Consider the following 13,860-nt stretch of genomic DNA (forward strand, 5'->3'; position numbering starts at 1 on the left):
GCATGCCGTACCTGTCCCGCATCCTGCTCAACCCGCTGCGTACCCGCACCCAGCAGATGCTGCACAACCCACAGACCCTGCACGCCGCCGTCCTTGGCGGCCTCAGCCGCCAACCCGTCGACGAACGGGTGCTGTGGCGGCTGGAAACACCCCACCGTCACCAACATGCCCTACTGGTACTGACCCAGTCCATCCCGTCCTGGGAACATCTCATCGAACAAGCCGGCTGGCCATCCGCCGACGAACCGCAGGCCCTCACCAGGTCGTATGAACCGTTGCTCGCTCAACTCCAGCGAGGCCGCCGTTTCGCGTTCCGCCTGAAAGCCAACCCCACCATCAGCACGAAAAAGCCCACCGCCCCGTCCAAGGCTCAAACGCTTCACCTCGCCGGTGAACGCCCCCGAGGCGTACGCGTCGCCCACCGCAAGCTAGCCGACCAGATGACCTGGCTCGTCGACAAGCTGGCCCGATCCGGCTGCACCATCCCCACCGATCTGGTCAACGACAACGAGGTTCCCGCCGTGCGCGCCAGCGACCGGCAACCACTCCGCTTCCGCAAGCACGGTGCCAAAGAGGGAACGCAGGTCATCCTGGAAAGCGTCACCTTCGACGGCATCCTGCACATCGACGACACCGAACAGGCGCGTCAGGCGTTGCTCGGCGGGATCGGCACCGGCAAGGCATACGGGTTCGGGCTGCTCACCCTCGCCCCACCAACTCCAAGAGAGTCCTGACATGTGGTGGCTGGCCGACCCCAAGGACCTGCACCGCATCAGCGACCGCCTGTCCAGCGTCTACGTCGAACGCTGCCACGTCGATCGCGCCGACAACGCGGTCGTCCTGGTCAACAGGGAACGCACTATCCGCGTGCCGGCCGCGATGGTCGCCACCCTGCTCCTTGGCCCCGGCACCCGCATCACCACCGCCGCCGTGCGCCTTCTCGCCGACTCCGGCACCGCCATCTGCTGGGTCGGCGAACGCGGAGTACGGCTCTACGCCAGCGGTATCGGCCCCAGCCGGGGATCCCAACTCCTGCTCCGCCAGGCATACCTGGTCACCCGCACCAAAGAACGCCTCGCTGTCGCCCGGCGCATGTATGGCATGCGATTCCCTGACGAAGACGTCAGCACCCTGAACATGCAACAACTACGCGGACGCGAAGGTGCTCGCGTCAAGAAGATCTACCGTCTCCACGCCACGCGCACCGGCGTGCCGTGGGACGGCCGCCTCTACAAGACCGGCCAACCCTTCGAAGCAGGCGACGACGTCAACCGGCTCCTGTCCGCCGGACACAGCTGCCTGTACGGCATCTGCCATGCCGCGGTCGTCGGCCTCGGTGCCAGCCCCGCCCTCGGGTTCGTTCACACCGGCGGCGCCACCTCGTTCGTTCTCGACATCGCCGATCTCTACAAGGCCGAGTACACGATCCCGATCGCATTCGACCTCGCCGCCCGTGGACTCACCACCGAACGCGATGCCCGCACCACCTTCCGCGACCGCGTCGCGGAAGGCAAACTGATGAGCAGGATCGTCCGCGACATCAAGACCCTGCTCCTCGACGCAGACACCGAGGAACCCATCGAAGACGCCCACGAACTGTGGGACGACGAGCACGGCACCGTGCCGGGCGGCATCAACTGGGCTGACGAATTCGCCGGCAGGTTCGACGAAACATCGTTCGTCGGGGTGACCGGCCCGGATGTGGCAGAACCCAAGGTGGACTTTTGACTGTCGTCGTCCTCATCGCCGTACCCGAAGGACTCCGCGGACACCTCACCCGCTGGATGATCGAAATCGCCGCAGGCGTCTTCGTCGGCAACCCCAGCGCCCGCGTACGAGACCGCCTCTGGACCCTGCTCGCCACCCGAGTAGAGGACGGACAAGCCGTCATGGTCGAGCCCGCCCAGAACGAACAAGGATGGGCAATCCGCACCGCGGGCCGAGACCGCTGGATGCCAGTCGACCTCGACGGACTAATGCTGGCTGCCCGACCTCGGCGATAAAATCCCAGGTCAGCAAGTGTCGTCCCCGCACGCGCGGGGGTCACCCACTCCACACCCACCCGGCCATCCGCGCTGGAATGTCGTCCCCGCACGCGCGGGGGTCACCCCAGATGTGATCATGATGTGCCTTCCTGGTCGCGGTCGTCCCCGCACGCGCGGGGGTCACCCTGCCACTGCCGGCCGTACCCCTGCCCGCGTTCGGTCGTCCCCGCACGCGCGGGGGTCACCCGACCTGTCACCAGTGATGGCGAGCCTCTTCCACGTCGTCCCCGCACGCGCGGGGGTCACCCGCCCGCGAATACTCGGAGAAGACCGGCGGAATGGTCGTCCCCGCACGCGCGGGGGTCACCCGAGTTGCCCGCCATCGTCATCGCCTCCCGCATCGTCGTCCCCGCACGCGCGGGGGTCACCCGACCGCCAGTGGGGCGAACAGAACCACCCCCAGGTCGTCCCCGCACGCGCGGGGGTCACCCGCTCGCCGAAGCCACCGCCGCTTCCACGGCCTTGTCGTCCCCGCACGCGCGGGGGTCACCCCTGGGCCGCGGTCGGGCTCGGCGTCATTGTCCGGTCGTCCCCGCACGCGCGGGGGTCACCCTCGACTGGTTGATCGTCGGCGGAGAGTCCGGGCGTCGTCCCCGCACGCGCGGGGGTCACCCGGCGATGGCCATCTTGAAGGACGCATGGGAAGAGTCGTCCCCGCACGCGCGGGGGTCACCCCCAGCGGCTGTACGGGCAGCGGACCACCGACGCGTCGTCCCCGCACGCGCGGGGGTCACCCCGGGCATCGACGGGTGGTGGGTGGCCCAGCACAGTCGTCCCCGCACGCGCGGGGGTCACCCGTCGACCAGGACCACCGCGGCAGCCTCCGCCGCGTCGTCCCCGCACGCGCGGGGGTCACCCGAGTGGCAAGTAGAAGGACGAGAGTTCGTCGGGGTCGTCCCCGCACGCGCGGGGGTCACCCGGGACCGGAGGACGCGCCGCTGATCGGCGGCGAGTCGTCCCCGCACGCGCGGGGGTCACCCCATCGGGCGCGCCCACACGGCGTGGCAGAACGCGTCGTCCCCGCACGCGCGGGGGTCACCCGACGGCGTGGGACGCCCTACGCCGCGCCGAGTTGTCGTCCCCGCACGCGCGGGGGTCACCCGCATGCCCATCCGCTGACGCCGGTGACGGTGCTGTCGTCCCCGCACGCGCGGGGGTCACCCCACCCACGTGGTTCCGACCCGGGCGCCGAGGATGTCGTCCCCGCACGCGCGGGGGTCACCCGTGCGCCGCGTCGCGGTCGGCGAGGTCTTTCCAGTCGTCCCCGCACGCGCGGGGGTCACCCCGTTACCTTTTTGATCGTCCCCAGCCGGGGACTGCTCGGTCGCCCGGCTCGGTATGACTTACTGCCCCTGTCGTAGGCATGATCCGGGGGGTGTTGTCGCCGGGCCGGGTGGCGTCGACGGACCGCTGATAGGGACACGGCCGCCCGCTCGGTTGGGGTAGGTCTCTTCGTAACGTGGCTGCCGGCAGTCGACGCCAGACTGGCGACCGAGACGGGAACGCGACGTCGCGGGGAGGCGATGCGATGCACGGCGACTACCAGGTGTTTCTCGGTCTTGATGTCGGCAAGGACGGCCACCACGCCGTCGCCCTCAGCCGGGACGGCAAGCGGCTGCACGACGCGGCGCTGGTCAACACCGAGGGCAAGCTGCGGCAGGTCTTCGACAAGCTGGCCAAGCACGGCCCGGTCCTGGTCGTGGTTGACCAGCCGGCCTCGATCGGAGCGCTGCCTGTCGCGGTCGCTCGTGCCTGCGGCCAGCAGGTCGCCTACCTGCCCGGACTCGCGATGCGCCGGATCGCCGACCCGCACCCCGGCAGCGCGAAGACCGACGCCCGCGACGCCTACGTGATCGCTGATGCGGCCCGCACCATGCCGCACACGCTGCGCCGCGTCGACATCGGCGACGAAGCCCTCGCCGAGCTGGAGATACTGGTTGGCTTCGACGACGACCTGGCCGGTGAGGCCACCCGGCTGACCAACCGCATCCGCGGGCTGCTCACCCAGATTCATCCAGCTCTGGAGCGAGCTTCGGGCCAGAACATTCAGCACAAGGGCTTGGAGCTGCTGTCGCGCTGCGGCGGCCCGGCCGGGCTGCGCAAGGCCGGACGCCGCAAACTGATGTCGATCGCGACCAAGAACGCGCCGCGCATGGGCGAACGCCTGGTCGAACGGATCACGACCGCGTTGGATGAGCAGACCGTCATCGTCCCGGGCACCGCCGCGGCCGAGACGATCCTGCCGAGGCTGGCCGACAGCCTGCGCGACGTGTTGCAACAGCGTGACCAGGTCGCCGCCGAAGTCGACAGGATGCTTGATGCGCACCCTCTTGCCGCGGTCCTGACCTCGATGCCCGGCATAGGCGTCAGGACCGCCGCAAGAATCCTGCTCGAAGTAGGCGACGGCACCTCGTTCGCCACCCCCGGACATTTGGCCGCCTACGCCGGCCTGGCACCGGTCACCCGACGCTCCGGCAGCAGCATCCGCGGCGAACACCCCGCCCGCGGCGGCAACAAACAGCTCAAACGCGCATTCTTCCTCGCCGCGTTCGCTGCCCTGGCCGACCCAGCCAGCCGTGCCTACTACGACCGCAAGAGAGCCCAAGGCAAACGCCACAACGCCGCCCTGATCTGCCTGGCCCGCCGCCGCATCGACGTCCTGTTCGCCATGCTCCGCGACAAGGTCCCTTACCAGCCGAGGCCAATCGTCGCGGTCACAACCGGCTGACTACACCAGGCACAATCCTCCGAATGAGCCGACCCCTGCTGCTGCTCGACGTCGACGGTGTCCTTAACCCCTACGGAACCACTCAGCCGCCGGCCGGCTACACCGAGCACCACCTGTTCCCTGAAGACGAGGAACCCGTTCGTGTCAACCCCACACACGGCGCCTGGATCACCGAAGCGAGCACCGTCCTGGACATCGCATGGGCCACAAGCTGGAACGACGAAGCCAACCAGCTTCTCGCTCCGCTTCTGCACATCACGGCCCTACCCGTGATCACCATGCCAGCCCCACCCTTCCACCCCAGCGACAAGATCCCACTCATTGCCGCCTACGCCCTGCAACGGCCCGCGGCATGGATCGATGACCTCCACACACCCGAAGCTCACAGCTGGGCCGCCACACGCACCAGCCCCACCCTGTTGATCACCACCGACCCGACGATCGGCCTCACCCGCGACGCCATCGACCACGTCATCGCCTGGGCCAAGACCCTCGACGCCCCATTGACAAACCCATAGGGACACCCCCCCAGCTGGGCGAGGGTGGTGGTCGTGTTCGGGTCGTCCCCGCACGCGCGCGGGTCACCCGCTGCTGTCCCACGGCACCCAGCCATCCCATGCGTCGTCCCCGCACGCGCGGGGGTCACCCGGACTCACACCCTCCACCCCGGCCCTGGACGGCGTCGTCCCCGCACGCGCGGGGGTCACCCGGTGCTCGCCGAGCTGCACGCCGGCCCGGACGGGTCGTCCCCGCACGCGCGGGGGTCACCCGTTGGCGGCCAGGTCCTCCTGGGTGATGCCGTAGTCGTCCCCGCACGCGCGGGGGGCACCCCCATTGCAGGGCACCGAGATCGGGGGTGCCGCCGTCGTCCCCGCACGCGCGGGGGTCACCCTCCGGCGGTCCTCTACAACGGTGCCGCCACCCAGTCGTCCCCGCACGCGCGGGGGTCACCCCTCGTCGTGCCTCGCCACGGAGCGACAGCAATCGTCGTCCCCGCACGCGCGGGGGTCACCCGGCATCCAGTACCCGACCGCCGCCGCCGCGATCGTCGTCCCCGCACGCGCGGGGGTCACCCCCTGGTCACGGCGGCCGACGCGGTGATCGAGCGGCAGTCCCGCCTGATCTACGACGGGCGCGGCCGACAGACCGCCACTGAAACCTGGTCCCTGAACGCTCTCAAATGGAAGAGCACCACCAGCTACACCTGGAATTCGACCACTGTGACGCCGCCAGCAGGGAGCCCTCCCACGCGCGACATGGTCGACGACCATGGTCGCCTCGTGGAGACACGGCAGTACCACACATCGAACACCAGCGGCGCCTACGACAAGTCCGTCTACGGCTACAACCTGCGCGGCGACCTGACCTCAATCACCGACCCCGCCGGCAACGTCTGGACCTACATCTATGACCTGCTCGGCCGGCAGACTCAGGCCGTTGACCCCGACGCTGGCATTACCACCAGCGAGTACCACAGCAATGGGCCATTGAGGGCCACCACCGACGGGCGCGGCAAGCGGCTGTACTACAACTACGACAGCCTCAACCGCCGCACTGAGGCCCGCGAGGACTCCTCCACCGGCCGCATCATGGCCACCTGGACCTACGACACCATCGCCAAGGGGCAACTGACCGGATCCACCCGCTACGACACCGACGGGCTCGCCTACACCACCAGCGTCGGCTCCTACGACGACGCCTACCGGCCCCTGTCCACCACGATCACCATCCCCCCATCCACCGCCAACGGCGCCCTCGCCGGCACCTACACCACCTCGATGACCTACAAGGCCAACGGCGCACCCGCGACCGTCAGCCACCCGGGCGTTGGCGGGCTGCCCGCCGAGACACTGACCTACACCTACCTCGATCAGGGCCTGCTCACATCAATGGTCTCTGGCTCGCAGACCTTCCTGGCCAACGTCGACTACGCCTACGACGGGCTGCGCTACCGCACCTACCTCGGGGACACCGGCAAGCGGGTTCGGCTGACCACTCAACACGGCACCTCCGACCGCCGCCTACTCGTTGCGCAGACCGATACCGAGAACCAGACCACCGGCAACACGTGGGACGACAAGTTCACCAACCAGTACGCCTACCTGGACAACGGGCTGATCAGCGTCGTCGCTGGCAGGACCAACGGTGTGCGTGACCAGGTCGAGTGCTTTACCTACGACTACCTGCAACGCCTCACCGAGGCGTGGACCGAAGCCACCTGGAACTGCGTCACACCCCAACGAACCGGCACCGACGCTTACTGGCGGCAGTGGACCTTCGACACCATCGGCAACCGACTCACCCAAACCGACAAGCAGCCCGGCGGCACCGACACCACCTGGACCTACACCACACCCGCAGCAGGACAACCCCAACCCCACGCGCTCACCAGCGTGACCGCCGTTGGCCCACAGGCCGGTACTCCGACCAGGTCGTTCACCTACGACAACGCCGGCAACACCCTTACCCGCACCACCACGACCGGCGCCACCCAGACCCTGACCTGGGACCCTGAAGGCCGCCTGGCCACCCTCACCGAAAGCGGCCAGAGCACCAGCTACCTGTATGACGCAGACGGCAACCGTCTCATCGCCCGCGCCCCCGACAAGACCACCCTCTACCTGGGCGGCACCGAACTCGAACTGACCACCGGTGGCACCCAGGCCGATGGAACCCGCTACTACGGCGGCTACGCGGTCCGCAACACCACCGGCCTCAGATGGATTGTCAACAACCATCAGGGCACCGCCCAAATCCAGGTCGACCCCAGCACGCTAAGCAGCGAACGCCAGCGGAAGATGCCCTACGGAGAGGACCGCAGTACCTCACTAGCGCCATGGCTTGGTAACAAGGGGTTCGTGGGTGGCACCCAGGATGACACCGGGCTTACCCACCTGGGCGCCCGTCAGTACGACCCCAGCATCGGACAGTTTGTCTCCGTCGACCCCATCCTCGATCCGGCTAACCCGCAGCAAATGCACGGGTACGCCTATGCCAACAACAGCCCGATAGCACTGAGCGACCCTTCCGGCCTCTACGCCATCGGTGACAACGAGGGTCAGCTAAGGGACTACAGCCCAGGCCCCAAAAAGCACAAAATCGTCGACCATCGGCCCAAGAAGACGGTGAGCCAACCGCCGCCGCCGACGAAGACGTCGGCGAACGTGCCGAGAATCCCGCCGAAGAGGGCGGAGCAACTACACAAGTACGTCACAATGGTCATTGAGCAAAACCCGGAGACTTGGAACGTTGCTGGCTCACATGCGAATAACGCCATCATGGTCCGCCTCCGCCACGCCATGTACGGCTCACCGGGCTGGGAGGACTACTGGGAAGCGCTGGACGGGGTGGTGGTCTCCACTGTCGTGGCGACGGTCGGTGCCATCCTTTGCCCGGCATCTGCCGGAGTTGGCTGTCTAGTCGCCGTTGGTGCCCTGGCTGGCGTCGCAGGCCAGTGCATGGACGATTGCGCAAATGCTCAAGCCGTCGGGCTGGCCGCGGTATTCGGAGCCGTCGGCGGGGGCGGACCCAGAACACCCGGGGCCTCGCTGGGAAATACCTCCCGGCTGAACGGGTGGATTCCTGGTTCGATCCCTGCAGAAAGCCTCGAGGTCGTGGCTAGCATTCGTAAAAATGGAGTAATCGTTCAGTCTCTCGGCCCTAACGGTGGGCCCGCCGTTCCAGTAAAATTCGAAAACTCGGGCAAGAGGGGTGGTTACGTGTTACCGATGTTCGACCGTTCGGGGAAGCCGATCACCTATGCAGAGTGGGGAACTGTGCAGTCACGGAGCAACCCGAGGCCGGGCAATGAGCGGATCGTAACGGGCTCGGACGGGTCCGTCTACTACTCGCCAACCCACTACCAGACCTTCATCGTCGCTGTGCCAGGATCTTAGGCATGTGGAATAGTCATCAGGCGCCGTTGGTGGTGGCGCGCAACACTGAGGTCAAGCTGAGTGAGGTGCTGCCCAGTACTGGTGCCATAGCCGTCACGAACGTGGACGGCAGGTCTATGGCAGATCTCGACGCGGTGTTCACCCAGTTCTACGACGGCCTCCGGTTCCCGACATACTTTGGCTGGAACTGGCCGGCATTCTCTGAGTTGCTGAGAGATCTGAGCTGGTTATCGGCAAACCGATTCCTGATTGTCGTAGACAATGCCGATCTGTTGCTGAGGGATGAACCGATTGAACGTCCCGCATTTTTTCGAATATTGAAAGAGGCGACACGACACTGGGCTGGCCCCGGGCTTGCGGCGCCAGGTGAACCGAGTCGCATGTTGGTCCTTTTGGTCTGCGAAGATTCCCAGGTCGCTGAATTAGAAGACGAATTGAGGGCGGCTCGCTAGAGGGTGCCTTGAATCGCCCAGGATATTGTAGAGATTCTGATGTTCTCGGGTTTACGCAAGCTCGCACGAAACTGGCATCAAGTCGTGCGGGCTTGCGCAGATTGCACTGGCGACGGCGCGACCGGCACGTTGCTGCGGTGGGAGCACCGGGCGTTCGTGGCGGAGCCGAGGGCGATGTGAACGGGGTGGTCTGGCTGGCAGTACTCGACCGCGTGCCCGCGGCAAGCAAGTACGCCCGGCGCGGCGGCGACGTGTAGTCCGTGTTTGTCGTCCCTGAACTGCGCGACTGCCGGGTCGATGCGCTCTGATGTCGGCCGTGCTGACCGAGGTCCGTTCGAGCACGTCACGGTGTACCCCAATAGCCGGGCGGTGTCTTTCCATCAGACCAACGGCCGAGGTCATGATCGCGAGTGGCTCAGATGGACCTTTGAGTCGTAGGACGCCGCCCGTGCCGGGGCCCCCTCGGCTTGGCAACGGTTGCGTCCCAGGCGGGAACCTCCGGTCGCGCGGCACGGTATGACTTCCTGCTTATGCCGATTCGACGATCCGGGGTGTTGTTGCCGGGCCTGGTGGAGTCGGTGGACTGCCGATGGGGACCTGTCCACCCGCAGTAGGGGTGATTGTCTGCGCAAGGTGGCTGCCGGCAGTGGGGTGATGGCGATTCAGGTGTGGGACTGTCGTACCGGTAGGGGATGATAGGCGCCTCCTCGGATCGAGTTCGACAGTGTGAGAGGGCGGCTTCAGCGGGTGAGGTTGGGTGAGGTCGGGCTGGCCAGCCCGTATGCAACTGGTGGTGGCGGTACCGTGCTGGAGCACGCGTATGGCGCCACGTTGCTTGCTGCGTTGCTGCAAGGCAACCCGATTGCCGGCCTCGGCAACGACGTCACGCCGCGTGAGGTGCGCTTTCAGCAAGGCGCGGTTGCTCCTGTCGATGACCTCGTCGCTGTCGGGACCTGTCCAGCGGGATCACGCTCGATCTATGTCGGGGTGCGTCGTACGCCGACGATCGCTGGGGGTAGTCCGCCGTTCGTTGCCCTGCTGGTCGACTACCTGCGGATGATCGTCGACCGCGAGACCGCGCTCGACGCTGACTATGAACGGCTGGGTCTTGCCGTCGCGGCGCCTCATCCGGGTGCGGACCAGGTCGCGCAGTTGGCGTTTCTGGCGCGTAAGCGTCCTGACGACGCCAGCTTCCGGCAGCTTGTCTTCGCTGCACGGCACACCAACCGTAAGGTCCGGGCGAGGCTAGACCATCTAGACGGTGCGGTGCGGTCGGCGGCCGAGCGAGGCGGCCTACCCATAGACGGCGCCACCGGAGCTAGCGCGTTGACCTGGCGGCTGTTGAAGGCGCTGCGCATCATCGAGCTCAGGCTGGAGGGCGATGACCCTGCCGACGTGACCAACGTGGTGAGTCGACTGGTGCCGCTTGTCGGCGACGCTGCTCAGGCGGTGGCACTCTGGGATCGGCTACTGCACCTGTCCGCTGTCTACGCTCAAGCCGCCGCGGTCGTCACATTCGACATGCTCGCCCGCGATGTCTCCGGCATCGTTCGCGTGCCCGGGCCAGTATCGGCATCGGTCGGGGTACGCGAGGAACAGGTCCACGAGCGGCTGCGGCAGCTACCGGCGGCGTGTGGTCCCCGACTGCTCGCGGCGTGGAGTGATGATCAGAACCTTGCCTGGCGGCTGATCTCGGCAACGACCAGTGCGGAGGATCTTCCGTCGAAGGTACTGCGGCAGTGGCAAGCCCACCGCCCCGAGTGGCTGGACACCGCCGGGTGGCCAGTGCAACTCGCCGCGGCGGAGTTGGCCGCCAGCTACGGTGCTTACACGCTTGCGGCGGATCTCTTTACCTCGGCTGCTCGCCATGGCGCCCCCCGACGAGGTATGTGGCTCGCCCGGGCGGGAATGATCTACGAGGAGAACGACAACGCCATTGGTGTCCAGCGCGTGATCGCGGATTTGGACACTGGCCCCATCAACGAACCGATCGCTGATGCGGTGATCGCGCTGTTGAATGGCGCCCCTGAAACTGCCGGCCAAATTCTGCAAGCCTGGAGACCGGAGCAGGCGTCCGAAAAGACGTTCCGGGCTGTGCTTCTCCTCCGGCTGTCCGGTCCTCACGACCCGCGCGAGGACTTCACCCGCGACATGTTGGACCGGGGCCTGCATGTCCTCGCCGACGCGCTGCGTGAGCACTGGGTGCCTGGGCTGGCGGTGGCTCGCTCACGGCTGCTGATCATCCGAGCGCGGCGAGGGGAGTCCCCGAACTGGGACGCCGACCTGCGGGAGGCGCGCGCGTTGGCGATACGTGCGCGTGACGAGCGCCGCACGTTTCGCGGCGACAGCGCGGAAGCTGTGGCCTTGGCTTGTCAGGCCAGCATGCTGCTCATGGACGCGCGTGACGTTCTGGCGCTTGGGGCACCTGGGCGAGGCGCCTTGCCGGTGGAGTCGGGATCACCGCAGGTGTGCGAGCAGGTGGCGCTCGCCGCGATCCATCTCGACGACCTCGAACTCGCCCATGGCTGTGCGAACCGGATTGTCGACGCGAGCATCCGAGCACGAATAGACGGCTATCTCGTATCTGTCGGCGGTGGCGATCCCCAACCGTTCTGGTGGCGTGCGGCCGAACTCGCCGATGACGATGACGAACAACGTGCCCTAGCGCTGCTGGCACTGGCCAACGTCGGAGTAGACGGTCTCACCCGATTCCCGGACTTCGCGATGGCACACCCAGGTGAGGCCGCTGAACTTCAGGCAATCGCCGAGGTCGCGAGCGGAAGGCCGTCAGCAGCGATCGGCCGCCTACGAGAGCGCCGACGTTCTTCGATCTCTGCCGCCATGAACCTTGCCGTGGCGTACCAGAAGCTCGGTCAGATCGACGACCAGGTGCAGACCTTGCGTGATGCCGCCGACTGCTTCAACGACCCGTCGTTGCGCCACTCCGCAGCGGAGGTTCTAGCCCGCACTGACCGCCTCGCAGAGGCTGAGAACGAACTCGACGCTCTGCTCGCGAGTACCGCTCCGCAGTGGGGAGGTAGGGCCGACGCGCTGCGACTTGCCGTTCACCTCGCCAGCCGTGCCGGCCGACTCGACCGAATGTGCCAGCTTCTGGACGCTGTGCTACAGATCGAACCCGACGACGGCGTCAGTCGGTGGACCCTGATCCGCGCCCACCTGCAACGCGGTGAGCTCAGCGCGGCCTGGCGCGTCCTGCATCAAGCTCCTGAACCGCTCGAACCTTCGAGCCCCGCCGATGCGCAAGCGTGGGTCAAGATGTACCGCCGTCGGGGACACCCAGCCGACACCATCGCTGGCTGCCTGCGACTACTGCGCCGATTCAATGACAACGAATCGCTCGCATCCACCGTCCTGATTAACCTCATGCTGCCCTGGTCCACACCAGTAGAGCTGACAAATGAGGTGCGAGCCCAGATCGCGGCCGAGATAGATCGTTTCTTCCGACGGTGGCCCAACAGCAGTGGCCTTCGACGAATCCAGACCGCCGACCATGAGCAACTCCGCGCCGAGATGATCAACATGGCGCGCAACGACGAGCTGCAGCAAGAGTGGCGTCGTCTCGTCCATGGCCTTGGCCGAGGCGACGCACCGCTGGGCCTGCTCGCCGTACTGGCACGACGCAGCTACGCTGAGATCTGCCTGTGCCGAGCTGACGGCGTCCTGCCGGCGCACTTGCCTAAGCGTGACGAGTTCACCGCCAGCGCCAATGCGGCACGCGATGCCATAGACCATGACGTCGCGATCGACACCGCAGCGATCAGTGTGCTTCTAGCGCTTCCCGACGACATTCGTGCGGCCGCGATGGCTCGGTTCTCCCGCGTGATAACCGCTGATGACGTCATGCTCGACGCACTTACCGCCAAGGACACCTTGAGCTTGCGTGGCACCGCGTCCTGGCGGTACGACGAGCAACTGGACCACCTGCTGTTGGAGGAGACCGCTGAGGTCGAGGCCGACCGTCTCGCCAGCGAAGCTTGCCGATTGCACGATGCCGTCGAAGCCCTCACTCGACTTACCCCGCCCACTGATCGCATGTTCGGCAACCATCGATCGTCCGCGCTGATGGCATGGTCCGCGCCGTTAGATCTCGCGAAAGCACGCGGAACGGTCCTCTGGAGCGACGATCCGTGGCTACGGGCGGTCGCCCGTGATGCCGGTGTGCCTGCAACATCAACACTGGCGGTGCTGCAACACATGGAAGCGGCTGGCGTGATCACCGCCGAGACGTTCGAGCACTGCGTCCGAACGCTGATCAAAGCTGGCATCGGCGACCTGCCACTCGACGAGCAGCGGCTCTTTGAACTGGCCGAGGACGACAACTGGAAGCCCGCCGCAGTCGCCGGCGCTCTCGCCAGACCCGCCACATGGGCCGCCCCCGACCGCACCTTCGCCTTCTACGCGCGCCTTATCGACCAAGTCCAACACCACGCCGCAGCCACTCTCCCCAGCTGGATCTACGCAGCAGCCAAGGGTGCCACCCTTCTTGCTCGACCTGCCCAAGCAACGGAAATCGCCGCGGTCCTACTCGCCACCACAATCGCCGTCACCACCGAGCAGGGACACGATGTCGCGCACCTGGTCGCGGCCACGCGCCAGGCACTCGTGGATACCAATCATCCCGATCGGGTCTGCTGCACCGATAGGTGACAGTTTCAGTCACGCGGCCTGACTGGCCGGTGGGATCATGATTGTCTCGTACTCGATGGGGGTCAACCGGG

The 13,860-nt window shown here is 66.7% G+C and carries 7 protein-coding genes, 1 pseudogene and 2 CRISPR repeat arrays; all 8 genes and pseudogenes read left to right on the forward strand.

Annotation, left to right across the window (positions count from 1 at the left end; genetic code table 11):
• Positions 1 to 2 precede the first annotated feature (2 nt).
• The 8 genes and pseudogenes from cas6e (at position 3) to ACIBO1_RS28665 (ending at position 13,789) form a co-directional block, all read left to right on the forward strand.
• Positions 3 to 734, forward strand: a complete 732-nt coding sequence (cas6e, locus tag ACIBO1_RS28630; protein WP_396751808.1) for a type I-E CRISPR-associated protein Cas6/Cse3/CasE — start codon at positions 3 to 5, stop codon at positions 732 to 734.
• A 1-nt stretch (position 735) separates the two neighbouring features.
• Positions 736 to 1,728: a type I-E CRISPR-associated endonuclease Cas1e gene (cas1e, locus tag ACIBO1_RS28635; protein WP_396751810.1), complete on the forward strand. Its 993-nt coding sequence runs from the start codon at positions 736 to 738 to the stop codon at positions 1,726 to 1,728.
• Positions 1,725 to 2,003, forward strand: a complete 279-nt coding sequence (gene cas2e / locus ACIBO1_RS28640; RefSeq protein ID WP_387262401.1) for a type I-E CRISPR-associated endoribonuclease Cas2e — start codon at positions 1,725 to 1,727, stop codon at positions 2,001 to 2,003. The genes cas1e and cas2e overlap by 4 nt, the downstream gene beginning before the upstream one ends.
• 18 nt (positions 2,004 to 2,021) lie before the next feature.
• Positions 2,022 to 3,330: a CRISPR direct-repeat array (repeat unit 28 nt; unit sequence GTCGTCCCCGCACGCGCGGGGGTCACCC).
• A 243-nt stretch (positions 3,331 to 3,573) separates the two neighbouring features.
• Positions 3,574 to 4,773: an IS110 family transposase gene (locus ACIBO1_RS28645; protein ID WP_396751812.1), complete on the forward strand. Its 1,200-nt coding sequence runs from the start codon at positions 3,574 to 3,576 to the stop codon at positions 4,771 to 4,773.
• 23 nt (positions 4,774 to 4,796) lie between these two features.
• Positions 4,797 to 5,291, forward strand: coding sequence for an HAD domain-containing protein (locus ACIBO1_RS28650; RefSeq protein ID WP_155222115.1), 495 nt, complete (start codon positions 4,797 to 4,799; stop codon positions 5,289 to 5,291).
• 41 nt (positions 5,292 to 5,332) lie between these two features.
• Positions 5,333 to 5,848: direct repeats of the CRISPR family, unit length 28 nt; unit sequence GTCGTCCCCGCACGCGCGGGGGTCACCC.
• A gap of 1 nt (position 5,849) precedes the next feature.
• Positions 5,850 to 7,809 (forward strand): annotated as a pseudogene (locus tag ACIBO1_RS28655) (RHS repeat-associated core domain-containing protein); the annotation flags it as partial.
• Positions 7,810 to 8,671: 862 nt separating this feature from the next.
• Positions 8,672 to 9,121: a barstar family protein gene (locus tag ACIBO1_RS28660; RefSeq protein WP_396751814.1), complete on the forward strand. Its 450-nt coding sequence runs from the start codon at positions 8,672 to 8,674 to the stop codon at positions 9,119 to 9,121.
• Positions 9,122 to 9,925: 804 nt separating this feature from the next.
• Entirely contained in the window at positions 9,926 to 13,789 is a 3,864-nt protein-coding gene (locus ACIBO1_RS28665; RefSeq protein WP_396751816.1) for a hypothetical protein, read from the forward strand.
• The last annotated feature ends 71 nt before the right edge of the window (positions 13,790 to 13,860 follow it).

This window comes from Micromonospora sp. NPDC049903 (assembly GCF_044460945.1).
In the GTDB taxonomy this organism is placed as follows: domain Bacteria; phylum Actinomycetota; class Actinomycetes; order Mycobacteriales; family Micromonosporaceae; genus Micromonospora.

Excerpts from the sequence above, each read along its gene's own strand:
- ACIBO1_RS28660 (WP_396751814.1), top strand. The coding sequence starts at position 8,672 with ATGTGGAATAGTCATCAGGCGCCGTTGGTGGTGGCGCGCAACACTGAG.
- cas1e (WP_396751810.1), top strand. The coding sequence starts at position 736 with ATGTGGTGGCTGGCCGACCCCAAGGACCTGCACCGCATCAGCGACCGC.
- ACIBO1_RS28650 (WP_155222115.1), top strand. The coding sequence starts at position 4,797 with ATGAGCCGACCCCTGCTGCTGCTCGACGTCGACGGTGTCCTTAACCCC.
- ACIBO1_RS28645 (WP_396751812.1), top strand. The coding sequence starts at position 3,574 with ATGCACGGCGACTACCAGGTGTTTCTCGGTCTTGATGTCGGCAAGGAC.
- cas6e (WP_396751808.1), top strand. The coding sequence starts at position 3 with ATGCCGTACCTGTCCCGCATCCTGCTCAACCCGCTGCGTACCCGCACC.